Origin of the sequence: Mycobacterium sp. E3247 (assembly GCF_001667785.1) — a bacterium.
In the GTDB taxonomy this organism is placed as follows: Bacteria; Actinomycetota; Actinomycetes; order Mycobacteriales; family Mycobacteriaceae; genus Mycobacterium.
On record NZ_LZJG01000078.1, the window covers coordinates 25,358 to 48,936 of the forward strand.

21 protein-coding genes are annotated in these 23,579 nt (G+C 69.5%); 6 read left to right on the forward strand and 15 right to left on the reverse strand.

Annotated features, from left to right (window positions below; all coding sequences use genetic code 11):
• Positions 1-7: 7 nt before the first annotated feature.
• On the reverse strand, positions 8-667 hold the full coding sequence (locus tag A9X04_RS04320) for a UdgX family uracil-DNA binding protein (protein WP_067918067.1): 660 nt from the start codon (positions 665-667) through the stop codon (positions 8-10).
• A gap of 67 nt (positions 668-734) precedes the next feature.
• On the reverse strand, positions 735-1,295 hold the full coding sequence (locus A9X04_RS04325; RefSeq protein ID WP_067918069.1) for a hemerythrin domain-containing protein: 561 nt from the start codon (positions 1,293-1,295) through the stop codon (positions 735-737).
• 148 nt (positions 1,296-1,443) lie between these two features.
• Here A9X04_RS04325 and A9X04_RS04330 point away from each other — a divergent pair, with 148 nt between their 5' ends.
• The 3 genes from A9X04_RS04330 to A9X04_RS04340 are packed head-to-tail and all read left to right on the forward strand — an operon-like array spanning position 1,444 to position 4,509.
• Positions 1,444-2,481 (forward strand): hypothetical protein, encoded by a 1,038-nt coding sequence (locus A9X04_RS04330; RefSeq protein WP_067918071.1) that lies wholly within the window; start codon positions 1,444-1,446, stop codon positions 2,479-2,481.
• Between the two features lie 44 nt (positions 2,482-2,525).
• Positions 2,526-3,530, forward strand: a complete 1,005-nt coding sequence (locus A9X04_RS04335) for a sensor domain-containing protein (protein ID WP_067918077.1) — start codon at positions 2,526-2,528, stop codon at positions 3,528-3,530.
• Between the two features lie 10 nt (positions 3,531-3,540).
• Positions 3,541-4,509: an aldo/keto reductase gene (locus tag A9X04_RS04340; RefSeq protein ID WP_067918109.1), complete on the forward strand. Its 969-nt coding sequence runs from the start codon at positions 3,541-3,543 to the stop codon at positions 4,507-4,509.
• A gap of 93 nt (positions 4,510-4,602) precedes the next feature.
• Here A9X04_RS04340 and A9X04_RS04345 read toward each other — a convergent pair whose 3' ends face one another.
• From A9X04_RS04345 to A9X04_RS04375, 7 genes are all read right to left on the reverse strand, one after another.
• Positions 4,603-5,370 (reverse strand): SDR family oxidoreductase, encoded by a 768-nt coding sequence (locus tag A9X04_RS04345; RefSeq protein ID WP_082974797.1) that lies wholly within the window; start codon positions 5,368-5,370, stop codon positions 4,603-4,605.
• Between the two features lie 91 nt (positions 5,371-5,461).
• Positions 5,462-7,216, reverse strand: a complete 1,755-nt coding sequence (locus tag A9X04_RS04350) for a sensor domain-containing diguanylate cyclase (protein WP_067918081.1) — start codon at positions 7,214-7,216, stop codon at positions 5,462-5,464.
• A 143-nt stretch (positions 7,217-7,359) separates the two neighbouring features.
• Positions 7,360-9,510 carry a glycogen debranching protein GlgX gene (gene glgX / locus A9X04_RS04355; RefSeq protein WP_067918082.1) on the reverse strand — a complete coding sequence of 717 codons (2,151 nt, stop codon included), beginning with the start codon at positions 9,508-9,510 and terminating at the stop codon, positions 7,360-7,362.
• Positions 9,511-9,579: 69 nt separating this feature from the next.
• Positions 9,580-10,761, reverse strand: coding sequence for a zinc-dependent alcohol dehydrogenase (locus tag A9X04_RS04360; protein WP_067918083.1), 1,182 nt, complete (start codon positions 10,759-10,761; stop codon positions 9,580-9,582).
• Positions 10,762-10,815: 54 nt separating this feature from the next.
• Positions 10,816-11,523, reverse strand: a complete 708-nt coding sequence (locus tag A9X04_RS04365) for a GAF and ANTAR domain-containing protein (RefSeq protein WP_067918084.1) — start codon at positions 11,521-11,523, stop codon at positions 10,816-10,818.
• A 287-nt stretch (positions 11,524-11,810) separates the two neighbouring features.
• Positions 11,811-12,347 carry a DUF1360 domain-containing protein gene (locus A9X04_RS04370; protein WP_067918085.1) on the reverse strand — a complete coding sequence of 179 codons (537 nt, stop codon included), beginning with the start codon at positions 12,345-12,347 and terminating at the stop codon, positions 11,811-11,813.
• Positions 12,348-12,425: 78 nt separating this feature from the next.
• Complete coding sequence (locus tag A9X04_RS04375; RefSeq protein WP_067918087.1) at positions 12,426-12,803, reverse strand: helix-turn-helix transcriptional regulator; 378 nt, start codon at positions 12,801-12,803, stop codon at positions 12,426-12,428.
• A gap of 144 nt (positions 12,804-12,947) precedes the next feature.
• Here A9X04_RS04375 and A9X04_RS04380 point away from each other — a divergent pair, with 144 nt between their 5' ends.
• Positions 12,948-13,397: an Hsp20/alpha crystallin family protein gene (locus tag A9X04_RS04380; RefSeq protein WP_067918113.1), complete on the forward strand. Its 450-nt coding sequence runs from the start codon at positions 12,948-12,950 to the stop codon at positions 13,395-13,397.
• Between the two features lie 88 nt (positions 13,398-13,485).
• Complete coding sequence (locus tag A9X04_RS04385; protein ID WP_067918088.1) at positions 13,486-14,166, forward strand: PAS and ANTAR domain-containing protein; 681 nt, start codon at positions 13,486-13,488, stop codon at positions 14,164-14,166.
• On the opposite strand, the gene A9X04_RS04390 is transcribed toward A9X04_RS04385, so the two are convergent.
• Positions 14,161-15,537: a wax ester/triacylglycerol synthase family O-acyltransferase gene (locus A9X04_RS04390; protein ID WP_067918089.1), complete on the reverse strand. Its 1,377-nt coding sequence runs from the start codon at positions 15,535-15,537 to the stop codon at positions 14,161-14,163. The genes A9X04_RS04385 and A9X04_RS04390 overlap by 6 nt on opposite strands.
• Before the next feature lie 247 nt (positions 15,538-15,784).
• Between A9X04_RS04390 and ppsA the strand changes: the two genes are divergently transcribed.
• Positions 15,785-18,190: a phosphoenolpyruvate synthase gene (ppsA, locus tag A9X04_RS04395; protein WP_067918090.1), complete on the forward strand. Its 2,406-nt coding sequence runs from the start codon at positions 15,785-15,787 to the stop codon at positions 18,188-18,190.
• 88 nt (positions 18,191-18,278) lie between these two features.
• On the opposite strand, the gene A9X04_RS04400 is transcribed toward ppsA, so the two are convergent.
• From A9X04_RS04400 to A9X04_RS04420, 5 genes are all read right to left on the reverse strand, one after another.
• Entirely contained in the window at positions 18,279-19,166 is an 888-nt protein-coding gene (locus A9X04_RS04400; protein ID WP_067918091.1) for a 3-oxoacyl-ACP synthase, read from the reverse strand.
• The gene (locus tag A9X04_RS04405) at positions 19,150-20,265 is read right to left on the reverse strand and encodes a 3-oxoacyl-ACP synthase III family protein (protein WP_067918094.1); all 1,116 of its coding nucleotides are present in this window, start codon (positions 20,263-20,265) and stop codon (positions 19,150-19,152) included. Before A9X04_RS04405 ends, A9X04_RS04400 begins: the two co-directional genes overlap by 17 nt.
• A gap of 49 nt (positions 20,266-20,314) precedes the next feature.
• On the reverse strand, positions 20,315-21,313 hold the full coding sequence (locus A9X04_RS04410) for an NAD(P)H nitroreductase (RefSeq protein WP_082974799.1): 999 nt from the start codon (positions 21,311-21,313) through the stop codon (positions 20,315-20,317).
• 99 nt (positions 21,314-21,412) lie between these two features.
• Positions 21,413-22,873: a bifunctional aminoglycoside phosphotransferase/ATP-binding protein gene (locus tag A9X04_RS04415; protein ID WP_156764212.1), complete on the reverse strand. Its 1,461-nt coding sequence runs from the start codon at positions 22,871-22,873 to the stop codon at positions 21,413-21,415.
• A gap of 15 nt (positions 22,874-22,888) precedes the next feature.
• Positions 22,889-23,579: universal stress protein (locus tag A9X04_RS04420; protein ID WP_067918095.1), on the reverse strand; the 691-nt coding region annotated here is incomplete at its 5' end.

Genomic DNA, 23,579 nt, shown 5'->3' on the forward strand with positions numbered 1-23,579 from the left:
GGATCGCTCAGCGGTCGGCGACTCCGGAACGGGCGCTGCGCAGGTCGTCGACGAAGAGCCGGTAGGACTCGTCGTGCCGGTCGCTGCGATCGCGCAGCACCGCCGACGGGTGGACTGTCGCCACCACGACGGGCTCGGACTCCAGGTCGACGAGCGAGTCGGGTAGCGGCAGGCGTCGTCCGCGCTGGGTGGAGACCCGAAACGCCGCTCCCAGAAGGGATTGCGCGGCGGTGGCCCCTAGGCAGACGATGACCCGGGGCCGCACCGCCTCGATCTCGGCGATGAGCCAGGGCCGGCAGGCGACCACCTCGGTGCGGCCCGGCTTCTGGTGGATCCGCCGCTTGCCGCCCTTGCGGGTGAACTTGAAGTGCTTGACCGCGTTGGTCTCGTACGTCGACGCCGGGTCGACGCCGGCGTCTTCGAGGGCCCGGGCGAGCAGGCGGCCGGCCGGACCCACGAACGGCTCGCCCGCGCGGTCCTCCTGGTCGCCCGGCTGCTCGCCCACCAGCATGATGGGCGCGCCGGGGTCTCCGCGACCGAACACCGTCTGGGTGGCGTCGGCGAAAAGCGGGCAGCCGCGGCAGCATTCGGCCGCCGCCCGCAGCGCATCCAGCCCGCGCTCGGCGGGCAGGTAACGGTCGGCGCCGGGGGTCTTGGCGGCGGTCATGTTTTTCTTCGGCGCGGGACGGGGTGTCCCCACTCCCCCTCGAGTGGGGACACCCCGTGAGTCCGTGCTAGCCCTTGCCGACGATGGCGTCGCGGGCGCGGTCCAGCATCGCCGCGAACGGTCCGGCGGCGAGGTTGGCGGCCTGCGACTCGACACCGGCGTGCGGGCGGGTCGGCGCGATCGCCTCGGCGAGTTTGGCTGCGCGGCCCATCCGTTCGAGTTCGTCGTCGCTCAGCTCCTGGCCGAGCTTGGAGAACTCCTCGTGCTCCTCGTGCTCGGCGTGCTCGACGACCGCGTCGCGCAGTTGCGTCAGCATGCTGGTGAACTCCGCGCTGTCGACGTCGAGCTTCTCCAGCTTCTGCAGGACGGTCTTGGCCTCGTGCTCTTCGTGGAGCCGCTCGCCGACCACCGCGGCGCCGTCGGAGAGCTTCCGCTTGGCGCGCGGGTGCACGATCTCCTCCTCGGCCGTCTCGTGGACGGCCAGCAGCCGCCTGAGCTCGACGAACGCCTTCTCACGTTCTTTCCCCGAAGCCGCCAACGTCTCGGCGAACAACGACTTGATCTGCTGGTGTTGACTGACGAGAAAGTCGACCACATCGGTGGGCGACTTGATGGCGCTCTGAGCCATGGTGTCCTTCCCCTGATTCGGCGCGCGGGCTGTTGCGCGCTTTCTTTCGGCTACCCGACGAAATCCGCCACCAAACGGGTACGGCCGCCCACCAGTGGGTAGTTCCTCACCAAGTCGCGAAAGTCAAGCCGCGAAAGGGAGGACGCTCATGGCCGGCCGTGTCCGCACCCGGGCGGCGATCCTCGGCGCCCTCGTCGTCACCGCCGGGTGTGCCGCGCCCGGGGCATCGTTGGAAAGCGCCCCCGACGTCGTGCTCTGGTCGGTCGCGGCGCCCCTGCGCGCGCCGGTGTGGTCGTATCGGGCCCACGCCCTCGTCGCGCTCACCGGCGATCAGCGGGTCGCCGAGGTGAGCGCCGGTGACCGCCCAGGCGACGCCGACACCCGGTTCTCGGCGCCCATGGCGGCCGGACGCAACCTGCAGATCAGCCAGAAAGACGATCACGTCGTGTTCGTGCCGCAGCCCGACCGCGGCCGGGTCGCCGAGGTCGACCTCCAAAGCCTGCGCCAGGTCGGCAATTTCGACGCCGGACCCGCCCCGGCGTATCTGTCCGAGGACGCCGGGTTGCGGACGCTCCTGGCGCTGTCGTCGGACGGGACGTCGGTGACGCCGGTGGACCAGTACGGCTTACGCAAACTGCCCACCGCCCCGGTCACCGGTGAGCCCGCGGACAGTATCGACGGTGCGAACCGCGGCCGCGAGATCGACTACCACGCCTACGCGCCCTCGGGAATCCGCCATTACCAAGGGCATTCGTCACCCGCCGAAGAGCGCGGGTCGCTGCGCATGAACGTCGCGGTCTCGGCGGGCGACGGCGCCGCGGTGACTCGCAGCTACGTGGCCGGGCGTGACGACAGCACGCTGTACGCGGTGGACTCGCGCCGCGGCGGTGAGGGCCTGACGGTACTGGCCAGCACCCGGCTGCCGTCCCCCATCCGCGAGCTGGGCACCGACGACACCCGCCTCTACGCCGCCACCGACCGCGAGGTGGTGGTGCTCGAGACGGCCAGCTTCACCGGCTTCCCGAGCCGGACCATCCCCGTCATCCGCGTCACCGGCTACCGGGCCGGACTGCCGCCGGCGGCCCAGTCGGCGGCGCTGTCGGGCATGGCGATCGGGCCGCATCGGGTGTACCTGACCCTGGCCGACAGGCCCTACGTGGTCAGCGTGGCCAAACCGCGCCTGTGATCGGCTACATTGCGGGCAGGTTCGGCCGGTAAGGAGGCGCTGGCGTGACCGACCCGCAAGACCGGTATTGGCAACATCCGTACACCTACGACCCACTGGGCCGGGTCCCGCCGACCCCACCTCCGCTGGAACCGCCGCCGCTTCCGCTGCCGGCCCCCACCCCGCCGTACCGGCCGCCCGTCAACGTGCTGGCGACGCTGTCGCTGGTGTTCGCGTTCGTGTTCGCGCCGGTCGGGGCGATCCTGGGGCACGCGGGGCTGGCGCAGATCCGCCGCACCGGCGAGCCCGGCCGGGACCGCGCCCGGGCGGGCCTGGCGCTGTCGTACGCGTTCATCGCCGTCGGCGTCGTCGCCCTGGTCGCGTGGTCCACCCTGGGCCCCGCCCCGTCCCCGCAGACCGCCGCGCCCGCGACCACCTCCACGGGCCCGACGACCCCGGCCGGTCCGGGTCCGGTCACACCGGAAGCCCTGGCGGCGCTGCTGCCCGGCGCCGACGCCCTGAAGAACCTCACCACCGACCAGAACCTCGAGGCGGGCCAGACCTGGAACAACCCGGGCCGCCCCGGCGCGGCGGGGGCCATCGACCGGCCGGAATGCTGGGGCAGCATCGCCCCGGGCACGCCAGACGCCTACACCGGCGACGTGGCCGGATACCACGCGGCGGAGTACCGCGACACGCACACCTTCCTCAAGTCGACCCAGGTCATCGAGGCGGTCGTGGCCTTCCGGGACCCGGCGGCGGCGCAGTCGCAGCTCGCGGCGTTGCTGTCGGGGTGGCGCCGCTGCGGCGGCCTGACCGTGACGCTGACACCGCCCAGCGGGGAGGCGCTCCCCTTCGCGGTGGGCGCGCCCGCCGACGCGGGCAACGGCATCACCACTCTGGACCTGACGCCCCGGGGGCTGCAGATCCGCTCGGCCCGGGCGATCGCGGCCAAGGCCAACGTGATCGTCGACCTGATGGTCTCCTGCAGCGGCACGACGGACGCCGAGCAGCCGCGACTGGCCGGGGTGGGCATCGCCACCTACGTGCTGGGCAAGATCCCTGGCTAGGGTGGGCGGCATGAAGTATCTCGACGTCGACGGAGTCGGACGGGTCAGCCGGATCGGCTTGGGCACCTGGCAGTTCGGGTCACGCGAATGGGGCTACGGCGAGGGCTACGCCTCGGGCGCCGCGCGTGACATCGTGCGCCGCGCGCTCGCCCTGGGGGTGACACTGTTCGACACCGCCGAGGTGTACGGGCTGGGCAAGAGCGAGCGGATCCTCGGCGAGGCGCTCGGCGACGAACGCGCCGACGTCGCGGTGGCCAGCAAGATCATGCCGGTCGCGCCGTTCCCGGCGGTGGTCAAGCAGCGCGAGCGCGCCAGCGCGCGACGGCTGGGCCTGGACCGCATCCCGCTCTACCAGATCCACCAATCCAATCCACTGGTCCCCGACACCGTGATCATGCCGGGCATGCGCGACCTGCTCGACGGCGGCAAGATCGGCGCGGTCGGCGTCTCCAACTACTCGCTGGAGCGGTGGCGGAAGGCCGACGCCGCGCTCGGCCGGCCGGTCGTCAGCAACCAGGTGCACTTCTCGCTGGCGCACGGCGGGCCGCTGGAGGACCTGGTGCCCTTCGCCGAGCGGGAGAACCGCATCGTGATCGCCTACAGCCCGCTCGAGCAGGGGCTGCTGGGCGGCAAGTACGGCCTGGACAACCGGCCCGGTGGCATCCGGGCGCTGAATTCGTTGTTCGGCACGGAGAACCTGCGCCGCGTCGAGCCGCTGTTGCAGACGCTGCGCGACGTGGCGACCACCGTCGGTGCCAAACCGGCTCAGGTGGCGCTGGCGTGGCTGATCAGTCATCCGGGGGTCGTCGCGATCCCCGGCGCGTCCAGCGTCGAGCAGCTCGAATTCAACGTCGCCGCCGCCGACATCGAACTGCCGGCGGACGCCCGTGAGGCGCTCACCGGGGCGGCCCGCGCCTTCCGGCCGGTCTCGGCCGGGCGTTTCCTGACCGACCTGGTCCGGGAGAAGCTGGGCCGCTAGTTTCGCGCCGAGGTTGCCATCAGGGCTGTGGCCAGGCCCTCGAGAACAGCCACCACGGCAATCTCGGCGCGGACGCGCAGACCCGCGGACCCGTTAGGACTGGGCGGAATCGGCGAACGCGGCGGGGCTGGCGGGCGCGCCCCTGGCCACCACCACCGGCATCGAGGTCGCGGCGTTGGTCCGCAGGATGGTGTGCACCACGTCGATGAGGTCCTCGACCGGCATCAGCTTGCCGGGCATGCAGCCGCGGGAGGCCCACAGCGGCACGGCCCGCATCGCGAGGTCCATGTCCCAGCCGCTGTTCATTCCGGTCGCCGCGTCCCCCTCGCCACCCGGGCATTCGCCGACGATCAGGGTGGTGAAGCCGATGTCGGGGTGTTCGGCCCGCCAGGCGTCGACCATCCGCTCGAGGGCCGCCTTGCTGACGCCGTACGCGCCGAGGCCCGGCCACGGCGGCCCGAACGTGCCGGCGTCGGAGGACAGGTAGACGGCCTTACCCGCGGAGACCGTCAGGTGCGGCACCGCCGCGGCCGTCACCAGCGCGGCGCCGATGACGTTGGTGTCGAAGATGCGCCGCCAGGTCGCGGCGTCGGTGTCGACCATGCGGACCAGCGGGCCGACGGCGGGGGTGTAGACGACGTTGTCGATGCCGCCCAGGGCGTCGGCCGCGGCGGCGATCGCAGACCGGCACGACGCCTCGTCGGTGACGTCGCATTCGATGGCGATCGCGCCCGGGCCGGCCTCCCTGGCCGCCGCCTCGATCCGATCGCGGCGCCGGGCCAACAGGGCGACCTGGTCGCCGCGCTGGGCGAGGCCCACGCCGATGCAACGACCGAGTCCGCTCGAGGCGCCCACCACCACTGTCCTTGACATATTTGCCCTCTCTTGTAACGAGCTGCCGTCGGCAAGAACCTACCGGATATCGCCCGTCACGCGGTGATGGTTGGGCTGCTCAATTCCGGACGACGGTGTTCCGGTCGCCGAACTTGGCCTGGTACATGGCCGTGTCCGCCCGGGCCGTGACCGCGTCGACGGAGTCACCGGGAAGGGCGAGGGTGGCGCCGATGCTCAGCGTCGCGTACAGCGCCTTGCCGGAGACATAAATGGGTTCGGCGGCACGGCAACGAATCTTTTCGGCCACCTGGGTGAGCTCGTCGATGCTGCGGACGCCGGGCAACAGGACCAGCATTTCGTCGCCGCCCGTCCGGCCGACGGTGTCTCCGCGTCGAACGCTGCCGCGAACCCGCGCGGCCAAGGTCGCGAGTACGAAGTCGCCGATGCCGTGTCCCCACGTGTCGTTGATGTCCTTGAAATGGTCTACGTCGCAGAACAACACGCCGACATACATTCCCGGCGGTCGCGGTTGCTCCAGCGCCGCGGCGAGCCGGCCGATGGCCTCGGCCCGGTTCACCAGGCCGGTCAGGGTGTCGAACCGGGCCAGCCGTTCGAGTCGCTGCTCGGCCTCGACCTGATCGTCGACGATGCGCAGCGAGGCGATCAGTCCGTCGGTCCTGCCGTCGGCGTCGACATACGGCTTCCCGTGGCCGTCGACCCAGTGGAAACTGCCGTCGGTGGAGCGGATCCGGAACCGTTGCAGGACCGATGCACCGCCGGCGATCCGCTGCAACGCCGACACGATCGCATCGCGGTCATCACGGTGGATCTGGCGGCTGAATTGTGCACCGGTCCAGTGTTCGGGTGGCCCGCCGAACGCGGCCTCAACCGACGGTGAGATCCACGCGACGTCCTCGCCGCGGAGGTGGACGATGACGTCGACCGCATTGTCGGCGATGAGGCGGTAGCGCGCCTCGGCGTCGGCGCGTTCCTTGCTGACCAGCTCCTTCTCAATCAACAGTTTCTGTTCGCGCTGAATGAAGAAGAACGTGATCGCCCCGACGACGGCCGTGCCCAGCAGTATGGAAAACGTCCAGTCCGCGTGCTCGCCCAGACGAAGCCGCAGGAAGAAGGGCCGCGACAGCGCGACGACGACCGGAAGCGCGGCGAGCAGGACCGCCAACCGCAGCAGCGTCTTCTTGTCGGGCCGGGCGAGCAGCCAGGCGACCGGAGACCGGTCGGGGCGTGCCAGCGTTGTCGCGGCGCCGAGCAGCAGCAGGGCCACGGCCGTCATGAGCGCCTGGCCGGTCGACGGCGAGAAGCCCACCAGCGCCAACGCGCCGAACAGGTAGGCCCCGACCGTGACGAATGGGATGAGCGCGCCGGCCGCCATGCACGCGGGCCAGACCACGCGGGTTCCGCGATCCACGCGAATCAATGCCGCCGCGGCCGCCAGGGGCAGGACCGACGACGTCGTTTGCGCGCTGGGGCGCCCCGGCCACGTCTGTTGCGACGCGCGCACCGCGTCGGAGAACCACACCAGGTCCAGGCCGGTCGACGGCCTGCCGATGACGTACTCCACGACGGTGACGGCCGCAAGGGCCCCTACCGCCAGGGCGAGGCCCCTCCCGGCCCACACCCGCCCCCGCGAGGGGCGACCGGACTGGAGCAGGATCGCCGCAGCCAGCCCTACCAGCCACAACGAAGTCCATGGCATCATCTGCGGCCAGGCCGGGTCGATCCGGGTCAGCCGGTCGATGCCGGTCGTCCAGCCCACCCAGGTCAGGGCGGCAAGGGCAAACACCACCAGCAGGGCGATCCGCCTGCACCAGGCCACGTCGTTCAGACACGAGTCGGGGCTCGACTTGTCCATCGGCTGCCCCTTCCTCCCCCCGCGGCGGTGCAACCGACAGTGTGCGGGAAGGGGCGGCCGGCGGCGGAGGGCACAAGGTAACCAATCTGTGGGCGAAAGGTCACCGCTCGCGCACGATCGCCGCGGCGCGCCGCCGGTGCGGGTCAGGCCCCGTCGGGGGCCTGCAACACCACGGCGGTGTGCGCGTCCACGGTGAAGGTGCCTCCCCCGGGCACTTCCTCCGCGGGCGTCTCCTCGTCGGGGCCGGTGAACACCACGAGCTGCCAAGCGGCGCCGAATTCCTTTGCCGGCAAAGTGAATTCGATCGGCTCGTGGTGAGCGTTGAAGCACAGCAGGAACGAGTCGTCGAGCACCCGCTGCCCCCGCGCGTCGCGGTCGGGGATGCCGTGCCCGTTGAGGAATACGGTAACGGATTTCGCGAACCCCGCGCCCCAGTCCTCCTCGGTCATCTCGGTGCCCTCGGGGGTGAACCAGGCGATGTCCGGCAGCCCGTCCTGGCCACGGCGGCCCAGCGGCTTGCCGGAGAAGAAACGGCGCCTGCGGAAGACCGGGTGGTTACCGCGCAGCGCCGACACCAGCCGGGTGAACTCCAGCAGGCCGTTGTCGGCTTTCGCCCAGTCGATCCAGGTGAGCTCGTTGTCCTGGCAGTAGCCGTTGTTGTTGCCCTTCTGGGTGCGGCCCAGCTCGTCGCCGTGGCAGATCATCGGCACACCCTGCGACAGCAGCAGCGTGGTCAGGAAGTTGCGCTGCTGGCGCGCGCGCAGCGCGTTGACGTCCGGGTCATCCGTCGGCCCTTCCGCGCCGCAGTTCCACGACCGGTTGTGGCTCTCGCCGTCGTTGTTGTCCTCGCCGTTGGCCTCGTTGTGTTTCTCGTTGTAGGACACCAGGTCGCGCAGCGTGAAGCCGTCGTGGGCGATGACGAAGTTGATCGAGGCCACCGGCCGGCGCGCGGTGTGCTCGTAGAGGTCGGCGGACCCGGACAGCCGGTAGGCGAACTCGTCGAGCGTCGACGGCTCGCCGCGCCAGAAGTCGCGGACGGCATCGCGGTACTTGCCGTTCCATTCCGTCCATTGCGGCGGGAAGTTGCCGACCTGGTAACCACCCGGCCCGACGTCCCAGGGTTCGGCGATCAGCTTGACCTGGCTCACCGTCGGATCCTGTTGCACGAGTTCGAAGAACGTCGCCAGGCGGTCCACGTCGTAGAACTCGCGGGCCAGCGTCGAGGCCAGATCGAACCGGAAGCCGTCGACGTGCATCTCGGTGACCCAGTAGCGCAGCGAGTCCATGATCAGCTGCAGCGCGTGCGGGTGCCCGACGTTGAGGCTGTTGCCGGTGCCGGTGTAGTCCATGTAGTAGCGCTTGTCGTCGTCGACCAGCCGGTAGTACGCGGCGTTGTCGATGCCGCGGAACGACAGCGTCGGGCCCATGTGGTTGCCCTCGGCCGTGTGGTTGTAGACGACGTCGAGGATGACCTCGATGCCGGCCTCGTGCAGCGCGCGCACCATCGCCTTGAACTCCTGCACCTGGCCGCCCGGTGACGCGGAGCTCGAGTACTTGAAGTCGGGCGCGAAGAAGCCGATCGTGTTGTAGCCCCAGTAATTCGAGAGGCCCTTGTCCACCAGGGTGGAGTCGTTGGCGAAGTGGTGCACCGGCATCAGCTCGATGGCGGTGACGCCGATGCTCTTGAGGTGCTCGATGATCACCGGGTGTGCCACGGCCGCGTAGGTGCCGCGCTGCTGCTCGGGGATGTCGGGGTGGGTCTGCGTCAGGCCCTTGACGTGCGCCTCGTAGATGACCGTGTCGGCGTACTGGTGGTCGGGCGGCCGGTCGTTGCCCCAGTCGAAGTAGGGGTTGATCACCACCGACTTGGGCATGAACGCGGCCGAGTCGTCGTCGTTGCGGCTCTCCGGATCGCCGAAGTTGTAGCTGAACAGGGCCTGATCCCACTCGAACGAGCCGTCGATGGCCTTCGAATACGGGTCCACCAGCAGCTTGTTCGGGTTGCACCGCAGGCCGTTCTGCGGGTCGTACGGGCCGTGCACGCGGTAGCCGTAACGCTGACCGGGTTCAATGTTGGGGATGTAGGCGTGCCAAATGTAACCGTCGACCTCGGGCAAAAGGACCCGGCTCTCGGTGCCGTCGGCGTCGAACAGGCACAACTCCACCCGTTCGGCCACTTCGCTGAACACGGCGAAATTGGTGCCCGCACCGTCGTAGGTCGCGCCCAGGGGATAGGCCCGGCCCGGCCACACCTCTCCGGTGGGCGTGGGGGCGGGTGTTTCTGCGGAGGTCATGGCGCAATCAATACCCTACCCGCGCCACCCCCAAACGGTTGCGCGGAAGAGATTGCACCCCAACGATTTTCAGGGCTTGAGGATGACCTTGACCGCCCCGTCCCGCTTCTTCTGGAAGATCTCGTACGCGTGCGGGGCCGCGTCGAGCGGCAGCACGTGGGAGGCGAATGTGTCGACGCCGAGGGGGTCGTCGTCGGTGAGCAGCGGCATGATGTCGTCCACCCACCTCTTCACGTTCGCCTGGCCCATCCGCAGCGTCACCTGCTTGTCGAACAGGGTGAGCATCGGCAACGGGTCCGCCATCCCGCCGTACACCCCGATCAGCGATATCGTGCCGCCGCGGCGCACGATGTCGATGGCCGAATACAGCGCACTGAGCCGGTCCACCCCCGCCGTCTGCATGAGCCGCTTGGCGAAGACGTCGGGCAACAGGCCGGTGGCCTGCTGGGCCAGCCGGGCCGCCGGGGAACCGTGCGCTTCCATGCCCACCGCATCGATGACCGAGTCGGAGCCGCGCCCGTCGGTCAGGTCCCGGATCGCGTCGCCCAGCGAGGAATCCAGCCGCCCCAGGTCGATGGTGTGAATACCGCGTTGCGCGGCGCGTCCCAGGCGTTCGGCCACCAGGTCGACGGCGAACACCCGGTAGCCGAGATGATCTGCGATGCGCGCGGCCATGTCGCCGATGGGCCCCAAGCCGAGCACCGTCACCGTGCCGCCGTCAGGGATGTCGGCGTAGGCCACCGCCTGCCACGCGGTGGGCAGCACGTCCGACAGATAGACGAATCGCGAATCTGGCGGTCCCACAGGGACTTTGATGTGGGTGAACTGCGCCTGAGGGACGCGCAGCAACTCGGCTTGCCCACCGGGGACTTCGCCGTAGAGCTCCGAGTAGCCGAACAGCGCGGCGCCCATGCCCTGCTCGCGCACCTGGGTCGTCTCGCATTGGGTGTAGAGCTGGTGGTCGCACATGTAGCAACTGCCGCAAGAGATTTGGAACGGGATCACGACCCGGTCCCCGACCCGCAGGTCGCCCGTCTCGCCGCCGACCTCCCGCACGACTCCCATCGGCTCGTGCCCCAGGATGTCGCCGGGCTTCATGAAAGCCCCGAGGATCTCGTACAGATGCAGATCGGATCCGCAGATATTGGTCGACGTGACTTCGATGATGGCGTCGGTGGGCTTCTCGATCTTCGGGTCGGGCACCGACTCCACCCGCACGTCGCGCTTGCCGTGCCATGTGACAGCTTTCATGAGGATGGCACATACCCGCCTGGACGGGCGCGAAACTCGGGCCGATGCGGCCCGCTAGCCGTGACAGCGCTTGAGTGGATGCTCGCTCTCGATGAGCCCCCGGGCGATGTCGATGAGCCTGGTGTTGGACTGTTGCGAGAGGCGGGTGAGCAGTTCGAACGCCTCGATGGCGTCGAGATTGAAGCGCTCCATGATGATTCCCTTGGCCTGACCGATCATGTCCCGCGACGCCAGTGCGCTGCGGAACTGGTCCTGGCGCCGCAACATCGACCACGCCAGCGCGATGTGGGTGGCATAAACGGCACCGAGCTCCAGCGAATCGTCGGGGAACGCGTGCGGGGCGTCGGCGTAGAAGTTGAGCGCCGCCATGCTGCCGCGGTCGACGAACAACTCGTAGGACAGAATGGACCGGATCGGGGTCTGCTCCAGCACGTGCCGCCGATAGCGCGGCCACCGCTGCTCTTCGCTGAGGTCCTCGACGTGCATCACGTGGTGACGCCAGGCCGCCTCCACACACGGCCCCTCCGCGTACCGATTCTGGATCTCGTCCAACAGGACCGGATAACGGTGCGTGGCGGCCACGTTGGTGACGGACTTGCTGCGCTCGGCGACGGTGATCCCCGCGTACTGCGAGCCCGCAACATGCAGAACGCCGTTGCCGATGAGCTCGTTGAGCCCCGCCGCGGTGTCGATTTCCCGGCGTTCGAGGTTGGACACCATCTCGGCGAGCTGGGCGACGACCACCGCACTGCCGTTCTGCATAGCATCCCCCTTCGAACGTCTGCCCCCTGGGTGACCGCCCAAGGGGCGAATTAGGGCACACTTCTTTTCGAGAGCCACGCCTCGCAGGTTCGATCGTTGAAAACGTGAGTTCGGTGTGTCAACCCACCAAGCGAAGTCTATCGGCCAATTAGCGAAGCGCAACCTCCCACGCCAATCACTCTGCTTAGTTCGGCAGCAGCACTGCATACACGTAATGCGCTGGCAATAAACATTTTTCGCCACAACTACCGAATTCGCCGGCCACCGCCGTCGGTGTCGAGGACCGGTCAGCCTTCGGCCGACTGCTGGGCCTTCGCGTACACCAGCTGCAGGAAGTCGGCGCCGGCCAGCACCGTGAAGACACCCGCGATCAGGCGGGTGAACCGCGGCGCGAACACCAGGCCGATCGCGAAGCCGGTCGCCACCCACATGTCCAGGCAGAACGGACAGGTCAGCAGCTCCCCCAGGCTGTGCCGGAGCGGGCTTTCGTCGCGGACCTCCTCCATAACCTCCGCCGGCCCGCCGGTGCCCGCATAGCGCGTGAACGGCGCGCGCAGCGGGCTCGTCACCGCGTCCTTGGTCAGGGTGCGGGAGAGCTTGTGGGTGCCCAGGGTCACCGTGACCAGGTCCTGGATTCGCCAGCGATTCGGTAGCGTGCGCCCGCTGAGCAGCGCGGCGGCGGTCGCGACGGCCACCACGGCGCTGTAGATCACCAACACCGCCACGTAGCCGCCCAGCGGCCGGGACGCCTCACCGCGATACGCGTCCGCCTCGCGCCGTGCGCCGTCGACCACCTGGGTCTTGGCTTCCGCCACGTCTGCCATTGCATCTCCTTCACCTCAGGGGCACAGCAGGCTGGATACCCGGTGGCGGTGCGTGCAATCGGTGGACCCGCGGGGCGGTCAGACACCCTGTTCACCGGCGGCGGCGCCGGTGAACCTCGCGCCCCGGACGGCGTTGCGCAGCGTCCGGTTGGTGGACCGCAGGTCGGTGTTGGCCGCCGACAGCGACGCGTTGTGGTCCTCGAGGTCGAGGATGCGGGCGATCCCGGCCAGGTTGACGCCGGCGTCGACGAGCTCACTGATGCGCTTGAGCCGGGCCAGGTCGTCGGCGCTGTAGCGCCGGGTGCCGCCGTCGCTGCGCGCCGGCGTGATCAGACCATGGCGTTCGTACAGGCGCAACGACTGCACCGCGATGCCCGAAAGCTCGGCGGCCACCGAGATGCCGTACACGCCGTGATCGGACGCCGGGGCGCCGGAATCGCCGCGTTGGTCGGTCATCACGCGTCTCCTCGAAGCTAGCTGGCTCAGAAAATCTATTTATCACACTTGCGACATAGTGTCGACAGTGCTATAAGAAATCTATGTCATTAGACATAGGGAATTGCCAGACCACAACCCAGATCGGAGTGAGAGGTGACCACCATGCTGATGCGTAGCGACCCCTTCCGTGACCTCGACCGCTTTACCCAGCAGGCGTTCGGCACGGCCGCCCGGCCGGCGGTGATGCCGATGGACGCCTGGCGCCAGGGCGAGGAGTTCGTCGTCGAGTTCGACCTCCCGGGCATCAAGGTCGACTCGCTCGACATCGACATCGAGCGCAACGTGGTGACCGTGCGCGCCGAGCGGCCCGGCCTGGACCCCGACCGCGAGATGCTGGCCACCGAGCGGCCGCGCGGAGTCTTCAGCCGGCAACTGGTCCTCGGAGAGAACCTCGATACCGACAAGATCGAGGCGTCCTACCGCGAAGGCGTTCTGCGCCTGCGCATTCCGGTCGCCGAACGGGCCAAGCCGCGCAAGATCACCGTCGAGCACGGCGGCGCGCAGACGGCCATCGACGAAAACGCCAAGCAGCACGAGGTCATCAACGCCTGACGAGGGCGGGCGGCGGCCCGGGTCGTGCCGGGCACACCGGCCGCCGCCCCGCCCCTGCTCAACGGTCCCAAGGGAGACCAGGTGCGACATGAAGTGGGAACTCGACGGGCAAACGGCTGACGTCGAACGGGCGTTGGCCGGCGGCGCCGCCCAACCGGCCGGCTGGTTTCGCTTCTACTTCACCGACCAGCGCTGGGAGTGGTCGGAGCAGGTCCAACGGATGCACGGCTACGAGCCCGGGACCGTCACCCCCACCACCGAACTGGTGCTCTCGCACAAGCATCCGGACGACCGCGGGCAGGTCGCGGCCACCATCGATCAGATCGTCAACACCCGCCAGGCGTTCAGCACCCGCCATCGCATCATCGACACCGCCGGCAACGTGCGCCAGGTCGTCGTGGTGGGCGACCGGTTCTTCGACGACGACGGCGACGTGGTCGGAACGCAGGGCTTCTATATCGACGTCTCACCGGCCCCGGGACAGGCGAACGAGGAGCTTGTCAGCGCCAGGCTGGCCGAGATCAGCGAGAACCGGGCCGGCATCGAACAGGCCAAGGGCATGCTGATGCTGGTCTACGGCATCGGCGAAAGCGCGGCCTTCGAGTTGCTCAAATGGCTTTCGCAGGAAGCGAATATCAAGCTGCGGGCGCTCGCCGAGCAGATCGCGCAAGACTTCCGCGGCGCCGGCCTGCCCCCCAACGCCCAGGCGCAGTTCGACCACCTGATGCTCACCGCACACCAACGCATCGCCCCCGCCGACGGGTCATGACGACTTGCGGCGCCGGCCACGGGCGGCGGCGGCGAGATGGCCCATGCCCTTCTCGATGCCGGTGGCGAGCGTGTCGATGTCCGGGGCGGTGTCGTAGTCGGCGGTGATCCCGAAGACGAACGTGTCGGCGTAGCTGAGCATCGCGATGCCGGTGCGCACCTGCAGCGCGATCGGCGGAATCGGCAGCAGCTCCAGCACCCGGCGGCCCATCAGCCGCTGACGGCTGCGCGGGCCGGGCACGTTGGTCGCCAACGCGACCACCGCCCGCTGAGGCAACCGGGACAGCAACCGAATCGCCCACGCGGACAACGCAAATGGGGTACGCTTGGCTGCCACCACCACCGCGCTGCCGCCCTCGCTCTGGCCACTCGCCTTGGCGCGGGCGAGCCGGTGGTGCACGAGCTTGAGCTGCTGCACCGGATCGGGCTCGTCGACCGGCAGCAACGGCAGCATCGCCGAGACCCGGTTACCCGCGACATGGAAATGGTCGACCGCGCGCACCGAGACGGGAACCAGGGTGCGCAGGGAATCCGGGCCGGGCTGCTCCCCGCGCGCCAGCAGGATCGCCCGATAGCTGTGTGTGATCGCCGCCAACGCAACGTCGTTCAGCGTGACGTCGAATGCCCGGGCGACCTTGTTCATGTCTGCCAGCCCGACGCGTGCGGCACTGTACCGCCGCATCGTGGTGACCGACCCGTGCAGCGACGACTCCGGGGCGGGGTGCAGCAGGCCGGCCGCCAGCTCGGCCACCCCGATCGCCGCGTGTTCGGCCGCGGCCACCGCGCCGAACGCGCTCCGACTGATTCCGCCGACCCAGCTCAAGGGGTTGAGGCTCACCTTCGGCGCATCGGGATGCGCGGGCTTCTTCGCGGCGCCGACGTCGGCGGCAAAGCTGTCCTCGTCGCCGTCGTCGCTGAACTTCGCCAGCAGCTGGGTGGTCGCGATGCCGTCGGCGATGCAGTGGTGGATCTTGGTCAGCACCGCCCACCGGCCCTTGCCGAGCCCCTCGATGATCCAGCATTCCCACAGCGGGCGCTCCCGATCGAGCCGGTGTTCCATCAGCGTGGCGATCATGTCGAACAGCTCCGCGTCGCCGCCTGGGTTCGGCAGCGCGACCCGGTGCAGGTGGCGCCCGAGGTCGAAGCGGGGGTCGTCCACCCACTCCGGCGGCCGCAGGTCGAGTGGGTGGGTCCGCAGGACCTGCCGGCAGCGCGGGATCGTCTCGACCCGTTCGGCAAACGAGGCGGCGAACTCTTTGTACGTCGGGGCCGGTCCCTCCACGATCGACACCGCGCCCACCGCCAGGCTGACGTGGGGATCGGAGTCCTCGACCTCCAGGAAACCGGCGTCCAGGGCGGTCAGTTGCTCCATGGTGCTACTTTCCGCGCCGCAATGCCCCGCTGGCAGGGCCGTAAGTCCCCAACTACTGAGGTCGAACGGCGGCTGTGGCGGCGCGCCCCCGGCCATATCGTGAGGGGGTGACGGGAAAGCAATTGAGCAGCGCGGCAGATGCTTTCGCAGCCGCGTCCCGCACCGACCCGACCGCACTGCCGGACCGATCGAGATCGATCTGCTGCCGCATCTACGACGCGATGCAACCCACCGGAGGAAGAACACCATGAGCGATTTCACCTATGTCCGCTTCTTCGAAGAGATCGGCATCTCCGACGTCCCGCTGGTCGGCGGGAAGAACGCCTCGCTGGGCGAGATGTTCCAAAAGTTGACCGGACAGGGCGTGCGGGTCCCGCATGGGTTCGCGATCACCGCCGAGGCCTACCGGCACGTGCTGGACAGCGCCGGCGCCTGGGACGCGCTGCACGCCGCGCTCGACGACCTCGACCCCAACGACGTCACCGCGCTGGCACGCAAGGGCAAGCTCGCCCGCGAAATCGTCTACGGCGCAGGGCTTCCCCCTGAGCTCACCGCCGAGATCACGGCCGCCTACCGGCAGCTTCAGCAGGAATACGGCGAAGACGTCAGCCTGGCCGTGCGCAGCTCGGCGACCGCCGAAGACCTGCCGACCGCCAGCTTCGCCGGCCAGCAGGAGACCTTCCTCAACATCAAGGGCACCGAGAGCCTGCTGGACGCCTGCCGCCGGTGTTTCGCCAGCCTGTTCACCGACCGGGCCATCCACTACCGGATCGACCAGGACTTCGACCACTTCAAGGTGGCGCTGTCGATCGGCGTCATGAAGATGGTGCGCTCCGACCTCGCCTCGTCGGGGGTGATGTTCACCCTGGACACCGAATCCGGCTTCCACGACGTCGTATTCATCACCGGCGCCTACGGACTCGGCGAGAACGTGGTCCAGGGCGCCGTCGACCCCGACGAGTTCTACGTCCACAAGCCGACGTATCAGGCCGGCCACCGGGCGGTGCTGCGCCGGCTGATCGGGGACAAGGCGGTCAAGATGATCTTCGTCGAGGGCGAGACGAAGAACACCACCCGCAACATCCCCACGCCGAGGGCCGACCGGGCCCGGTTCTGCGTCACCGACGACGACGTTCTCGAGCTGGCCGGCTACGCGTGCGCCATCGAGGGGCACTACGGACTGCCGATGGACATCGAATGGGCCAAGGACGGTCTCGACGGGCGGCTCTACATCGTCCAGGCGCGCCCCGAAACCGCGGCCTCCCAGCGCAGCCAGACGGTGCTCGAAAGCTACGTGCTCGAGGGCAAGGGCGGCGAACGCAAGGAGATACTCGCCGAGGGCCGCTCGGTCGGCGAGAAGGTCGCCACGGGCATCGCCAGGCGGATGGACAACCTCGGGAAGCTGTCTGAGTTCCAGCCCGGCGACGTGCTGGTCGCCGACATCACCACGCCCGACTGGGAACCCATCATGAAGATCGCCGCGGCCATCGTCACCAACCGCGGCGGGCGCACCTGTCACGCGGCGATCATCGCCCGCGAGCTCGGCATCCCCGCCGTCGTCGGCGCGGGCAACGCCACCACGCGCGTGCCCGACGGCGAGGTCGTCACGGTGTCGTGCGTGGAGGGCGACACGGGGCGGGTTTACCGCGGCGAGGTGGGCTTTCGCGTCGACCGCACCGAGGTGTCCGACCAGGAGCGCCCGCACACCGAGATCATGCTCAACCTCGGCAACCCGGATCTGGCGTTCAAGACGTCGTTCTTGCCGAACGACGGCGTGGGGCTGGCCCGGATGGAGTTCATCATCAGCGAATACATCCGGGTGCACCCGCTGGCCCTGCTCCACCCCGACCGGGTGGACGATCCCGAGGCCCGGCGGACCATCGACACGCTGACGTACGCCTATTCCGACGGCGCCGAATTCTTTGTGGAGCGCCTGTCGGAAGGGATCGGCACCATCGCCGCCGCCTTCTGGCCCAAGCCCGTCGTCGTGCGGATGTCGGACTTCAAGACCAACGAGTACGCCAGCCTGGTCGGCGGCAGCGACTTCGAAGCGGCCGAGAGCAACCCGATGATCGGCTTCCGCGGCGCCTCGCGCTATGCGCACCCCGCCTACGCCGAGGGATTCGCGCTGGAGTGCCGGGCGATGAAGCGGGTGCGCGAACAGATGGGGCTGACCAACGTCGTGCTGATGTTGCCGTTCGTGCGCCGGGTGGCCGAGGCGGACCTGGTCCTGGCGGAGATGGCCAAACACGGTCTGCGCCGCGGGGAGAACGGGCTCAAGGTGTACGCGATGTGCGAGATCCCCAACAACGTCATCCTGATCGACGAATTCGCCAAGCGCTTCGACGGGTTCTCCATCGGGTCCAACGACCTCACCCAGCTGACCCTCGGCGTCGACCGGGACAGCGAGATCGTGGCCTTCGACTACGACGAACGCGACGAGGGCGTCAAGGAGATGATCCGCCTGGCCGTGGAGGGCTGCCGGCGCAACGGGATCCACTCCGGGTTGTGCGGTCAGGCACCGTCGGACTACCCCGATATGGCCGAGTTCCTGGTTCGCTGCGGCATCGACTCGATCAGCCTGAACCCCGACGTGGTGGTCAAGACCACTCGGCAGATCCTGGACCTCGAGCGCGCGGTGCAACTGCAGTAATCGACTGAGCGTCGAGATTGCCTTCAGGGCTGAAGATCGTGAGCATTCACGATCCTGAGCGCAATCTCGGCGCGGCCTGGCTCAGCATTCACCCGCGCGGCGGCTGGCGATAGAGGGCGGCGCCGGCGACGACGTCGGCCCCGGCCGCGACGAACAGGACCCGCGCGTCCGCCGGCAACCGCTCGGCCCGCCGCCCGAACGCGGCGGCCAGGGCGGCGGTGTGCATGCGTTCGTCGTCGGCGACGCTGATCGACTCGACCGGCACGCCCAGCCGGGCGCCCAGTGCGCTGCGGTATCCGGCCCGGGCGGGGGCGGCGACGATCACGTCGACGTCGGACAGCCCGACCGACTGCTCCTGTAGGCACGCCGACACCGCCCGCCCGGCCGCCGCGGCGAACCGCTCGTCCATCGCCGCCGACTCGGCGAAGCGCAGGACGTTGCGCGAATCGGCGAAACCGACCGTGGCGCTGAAGGTTTCGTCGCCTGCTTCACTCGGGTCGTTCACCCAGGAGACCCGGCTGAGGCCGTAGTCGTCGTCGGACCAGCCGCACAGCATCGCCGCGCCGGCGGCCGAGAATCCGAAGTTCTCGCTCATCCCGTGCCCGGGGTCGGCGTCGCTGGCGACCACCAGCGCGCGCCGGATGGCGCGGCTGCGCATGAACCCGTCGACGATCTGCAGCGCCGTCAGCAGCCCGCAGGTGCCGTTGGCGATGTCGAAGGAGAAGGTGCCGTGGGCACCGGCGTGCGGGTCCTCCGGGTTGGCGCCGATGTCGTCCTGGATCAGCGCGGCGAGTGCCGGCTCACCGAGGTTGCGGTCGCGGTAGATGCCGGCATTGACGACGAGGTCGAGGTCTTTGGCCTCGCATCCGGCCCGCTTCAGGCAGTCCTTGGCGGCGACGACGGCCAGGTGCAACGCGCTGTGGCGCCCCCGCAGCCGCGGATGCGAGACGTCGATCCGATCAATCACCGTGCCCATAGCGGCTCACCACATCCTCGTCCAGGGTCAACAAGACCACACCGATCTCCAGCCCGGAGGCCAACGCCAGCAACGCGATTCGCTCCCCGGGCTTGATCCGCCCGGCCTCGAGTTCCTCGACGAGCGCCACCGTGTGGGTCGTGGAGGCGGTGTTCCCGTAGCGGTCGACGGTGATCACCGCGTCGTGGCGCGGGCTGTCGCCGAACACCTCCGACATCCGGGCCATTCCCTTGCGGATGGCGCGCGCTGACGTCTGGTGGGTGATGACGTGGTCGATGTCATGGATCGAAAGACCAACGGTGTCAAGCACTTCGCTCAACAGCAGCGGGGTGTTGGCGATCGCGGCCTTCTGGATGGCGCGGGAGTTGGTGAACATCCGCGCGCCGGGGTCGTCCCCCTGCGGATACGCCAGGCAGAGCCGGCTGTAGTCGGCGACGGTGGTGAAGCCCGCCAGGGCGATGCCGGCCGAACCGGCCGGCGCCCGCTCGAGCAGCAGCGCCGCGCCGGCATCGCCCAGGGTCAGGCAGGCCAGCTCCTTGCTCATGATGTTGCGGATGTGCCGGGCGGCGTTGTTGCTGAGCTGCGAGATGTACTCGCCGCTGACGACCAGCCCGCGCTCGACGACGCCCTGGCGGATCCAGTTGTTCACAATCGTTACGCCCGTGAGCATTCCGGCGCACGCGTTGGACACGTCGAACGTCATCGCGTTCACCGCCCCGATCCCGCGCGCCACGGCGCTACTCATGGTCGGCTCGAGCCACTGGGTCAGCCCGTCGCGGAACTTGGTGATGCTGCAGCTGATCACCACGTCGAGCGCCGCCGGGTCCTGTTGCGCGGTGGCCAGGCAGTTCAGCGCCGCCGAGCTGGCCAGGGTGTAGGAATCCTCGTCGCCCACCGACACCCGGCGTTCGCGGATCCCGGTCAGCCGTTCCAGGTCGATGTGGGTGTGGTGGCGGGTCGACGCCATCAGCTCGTCGGTCGTCAGGTGGGTTCCGGGCAGATGCCGGCCCGCGGCCGCGACCCGCGCGACGAAGGGGGCCTCAGGACCTTCCCCGGCCGCTTCCCCGGTTGTTTCCATCACCAGCCAGTGCCGAGTCATCGATGGCACCTCCTTGGCTTAGTCCTTGCCGTAGTCCTGGGCATGTCGGTCACCCACGCATCTCGAGGATTTCGGTCACCGGGCGCCGGGCGGTGGGCTTCGCGTGCGGGTCTTTGGCCGGTGACCGGCCGACCCGGATCAGCAGCTGCGGCTGGCCGGAGCCGCCGGTGATCCGCCTGATGATGTCGCGGCTCAGCGACATCTCCGTCATGTGGGTCAGCGTGCAGGTGGCCATGCCGGCCAGAGTGCATTCGAGCAGCACCGCCGACAGCGCCTCACCGCAACGCAGCACTTCGGGCGGCGCATCGTCGTGTTGGGTGGACAGGACCACGATCTTGGAGTGGTCCGCCTCGATCGCGGCGCGGCGGCGGCCCCCGCCCGCCGGCGGGAACGCGCGTGCGATGTCGACGCGCGCGGCCTCGGAACTGGACAGCAGAGCGCTTTCGGGCACGTGGTCGGCGTTCGCTTCGAAGGGCGAGGTCCACCAACGCAATTCGGTCAGGTAGGACGTATCGCTTCGGCGCAACTGCTCGGTGAGCCGCGACGCCTCGGCCAGCCTCGGTCGCTCGTCGTCGTCGACCACGTCCAGCGACACGTCGTACGGGGTCACCGCGTGGCTCAGGGCAGAATGCAGCGTGGGCCACGCGGTCGGTGCGCCCAGGGGCAGCCGGTCGGTGCGGCGGCGAAGGATCGCGTCGGCCCGCAGCCGGCATTGCGCCGTCACGTTCTCCACGGGCAGAAAGCCCACGCTCGCGAGGTGATCCGGTCTGCCCTCGGGGGGAAAACGTTCGGTGACGCTTTCCCAGCCCGCGGCGGCCATCGCGACCCGCAGGTGGTCGAGGACCGCGCCGCAGCTCAGGATCAGCTCCCGGCCGGTGTGGTCGGTGCCGTGCATCGCGTGGCGCGGATCGGCCCACAGGTGCAGCCTCGTGCCGTCGGCCACCCACCGCCAGGGCTGGCTGTTGTGCAGCGAAGGCGCGCGGCACGCGAGCGCCACCGCGTCCCGGATGACCTGCTCGGTCGGCACTTTCGCGTCCATCTTCACCATTTCGTCGCTTTCGGTGAGGCAAACTGTATGCGCCGCGCGGCGGCTGCGGGCAGGGCCGTTGGTCCCCGGCGGCCGGGACGTTGGAACCTCCCGAGGCTGTTACGTCGCGCGCACCCAGAGGTCCTGCGCCTCGTGAGCGACGAGGTCCGGGCGCCGCGAGGTGTCGATCCGGTGCGCGCCGTCCCAGTCGGCGTGCCCGGCGGCCAGGGCGGCCGCGATCGCCGGGGTCACCTCCGAATTGCCCGCGGGCCTGGTCCTGATCCGGTCGGCCGCCACGTCGGCCGTCACCGAGCACACGAATTCGACGAGCGCCGAGTGCGTCTCGGTGGCCAGCCGGTGAGCCGCCTCGCGCGCCCGCGGATCGCGCCAGGTGCCGTCGAGGATCACCGAGTGCCCCTCGCCCAGCAACTGCCGCGCGCGGCGCAGTGTGGTCTCGTAGACCACCGCGACCTGGTCGGGGTTGTAGAGCCCGGCGTTCAGCACGCCGGGCTCACCGGCGATGGCGCCCGAGTCCCGGAGCTCCCGGCGCACGTCGTCGGTGGAAATGAGCTGCGCCCCAAACGATTCAGCCAGACCGCGGGCCACGGTGGACTTCCCCGTGCCCGGGTTGCCGCCGACGAGCGCGAGCCGGACGGTGGCGCTCTGCAGGTGCCGGGTGGCGATGGCCAGGTGGCGGGCGGCGTCCTCGGACGCGCCCGGACTGCCCTGCGAAACGCGGACGCAGTCCACCTTCGCCCGCACCGCGGCCCGGTAGGCGATGTAGAAGTCGGACAGCGCTCGCGGCGCCGCCCGACCCGCGTGCTCGGCGTAACGCTGTAGGAAGTAGTCGCCGAAGTCCTTGCGGCCCAGAAACTCCACGTCCATCGCGAGGAAGGCGGCGTCGTCGATGCAGTCGACGTAGCGCAACCGGTCGTCGAACTCCAGGCAGTCCAGCAGCGCCGGTTTTCCGTCCACCCAGAAGATGTCATCGGCTAGCAGGTCGCCGTGCCCGTCGACGATGCGCCCCTCGCGGACGCGCCGCGCGAACAGGGGCGCGCGGCCGGCGACGAACTGGGTCACCAGGCGCTGCAGAAGAGCTACCTCACTTTCGGCTATGCCCGGAATCGATTGGGTCGCATACCGTTCCAATTCGGACAGGTTCTCCCGCCAGCGCCCCTCGATCGCGGCGGCCTCGCCCTGGGCGTCCATCGCCTCGCCGCGCTCGGCGCGTTCGTGGAAGCGGACCAGCGCGGCCGCGACCGCGTCCAGCACGCGGTGCACGGACTCTGCGGTGTCGTGGGCCACCAGGTGCGCGAGGCGGTCCTCGTCGCGGTAGCGCCGCATGACCACGACCGGCTCGGCCGGGCCGCCCAGCGGATCGGTGAGGTGCGCTACGCCGAGGTAGCTCTCGGGCGAGAGCCGGCTGTTGAGCTCGACCTCCCGGCGGCAGGCGTGCTCGCGCTGCTGCGGCGCGCGGAAGTCGAGAAAGTCGGTCAGCACCGGCTTCTTGGCTTTGTAGGCGCGGTCGCCGGCGAGAATGACGACGCCCGTGTGGGTTTCGTGCAGATCGAGATACGGCACGGCGGCGGCGCGGCCCTAGGACGGCCGCGCGACGATCACCGGCATGCGGACCGAGTGGACGACGGCGTTGCTCACCGAACCCAGCAGCATGCCGGACAGGCCACCGCGGCCGTGGCTGCCCACGACGACGAGTTGCGCCGATTCCGATTGCTCGATCAGCTGCCGGGCCGGCCGGTCGGCGACCACGACCCGTTGCACGGTGACGTCGGGATAACGCTCCTGCCAGCCCGCCAGTTGCTCGGCCAGGCTCCGCTCGGCCTCCGCCCTCACCGCCGACCAGTCCACCCCGGGCAGTTCGAAGACGTCGACGTCGCTCCATGCGTGCAGCGCCGTCAGGGTGACCCCGCGGCGCGACGCTTCGTCGAACGCGACGCCCACCGCCGCCTCGGAGGCGGGTGAGCCGTCGATGCCCACAAGCACCGGGGCCTGCTGGGGATGCTCCATGAGCGGGTCTTCGTCGCGGATCACCGCGACCGGGCAGCGCGCGCTGCGCACCACGCTGCCGCTCACCGAGCCCAGCAACAGCCTGCCCAGCGCGCCGCGGCCATTGCTGCCCACGACGACCATCTCGGCCTCTTTGGACATCTCGACCAGGGTGGGCACCGGGGGCGCGCACCTGAGCTCGCTGCGGACGTCGACCTTACGGTCGGTGGTGACGGCCTCCTCGGCGATCTTGACGGCCTGCTCGAGAACCTCGCGGCCCTGC

Excerpts from the sequence above, each read along its gene's own strand:
- A9X04_RS04320 (WP_067918067.1), bottom strand. The coding sequence starts at position 667 with ATGACCGCCGCCAAGACCCCCGGCGCCGACCGTTACCTGCCCGCCGAG.
- A9X04_RS04325 (WP_067918069.1), bottom strand. The coding sequence starts at position 1,295 with ATGGCTCAGAGCGCCATCAAGTCGCCCACCGATGTGGTCGACTTTCTC.
- A9X04_RS04330 (WP_067918071.1), top strand. The coding sequence starts at position 1,444 with ATGGCCGGCCGTGTCCGCACCCGGGCGGCGATCCTCGGCGCCCTCGTC.
- A9X04_RS04340 (WP_067918109.1), top strand. The coding sequence starts at position 3,541 with ATGAAGTATCTCGACGTCGACGGAGTCGGACGGGTCAGCCGGATCGGC.
- A9X04_RS04350 (WP_067918081.1), bottom strand. The coding sequence starts at position 7,216 with ATGGACAAGTCGAGCCCCGACTCGTGTCTGAACGACGTGGCCTGGTGC.
- glgX (WP_067918082.1), bottom strand. The coding sequence starts at position 9,510 with ATGACCTCCGCAGAAACACCCGCCCCCACGCCCACCGGAGAGGTGTGG.
- A9X04_RS04360 (WP_067918083.1), bottom strand. The coding sequence starts at position 10,761 with ATGAAAGCTGTCACATGGCACGGCAAGCGCGACGTGCGGGTGGAGTCG.
- A9X04_RS04365 (WP_067918084.1), bottom strand. The coding sequence starts at position 11,523 with ATGCAGAACGGCAGTGCGGTGGTCGTCGCCCAGCTCGCCGAGATGGTG.
- A9X04_RS04370 (WP_067918085.1), bottom strand. The coding sequence starts at position 12,347 with ATGGCAGACGTGGCGGAAGCCAAGACCCAGGTGGTCGACGGCGCACGG.
- A9X04_RS04375 (WP_067918087.1), bottom strand. The coding sequence starts at position 12,803 with ATGACCGACCAACGCGGCGATTCCGGCGCCCCGGCGTCCGATCACGGC.
- A9X04_RS04380 (WP_067918113.1), top strand. The coding sequence starts at position 12,948 with ATGCTGATGCGTAGCGACCCCTTCCGTGACCTCGACCGCTTTACCCAG.
- A9X04_RS04385 (WP_067918088.1), top strand. The coding sequence starts at position 13,486 with ATGAAGTGGGAACTCGACGGGCAAACGGCTGACGTCGAACGGGCGTTG.
- A9X04_RS04390 (WP_067918089.1), bottom strand. The coding sequence starts at position 15,537 with ATGGAGCAACTGACCGCCCTGGACGCCGGTTTCCTGGAGGTCGAGGAC.
- ppsA (WP_067918090.1), top strand. The coding sequence starts at position 15,785 with ATGAGCGATTTCACCTATGTCCGCTTCTTCGAAGAGATCGGCATCTCC.
- A9X04_RS04400 (WP_067918091.1), bottom strand. The coding sequence starts at position 19,166 with ATGGGCACGGTGATTGATCGGATCGACGTCTCGCATCCGCGGCTGCGG.
- A9X04_RS04405 (WP_067918094.1), bottom strand. The coding sequence starts at position 20,265 with ATGACTCGGCACTGGCTGGTGATGGAAACAACCGGGGAAGCGGCCGGG.
- A9X04_RS04410 (WP_082974799.1), bottom strand. The coding sequence starts at position 21,313 with ATGGTGAAGATGGACGCGAAAGTGCCGACCGAGCAGGTCATCCGGGAC.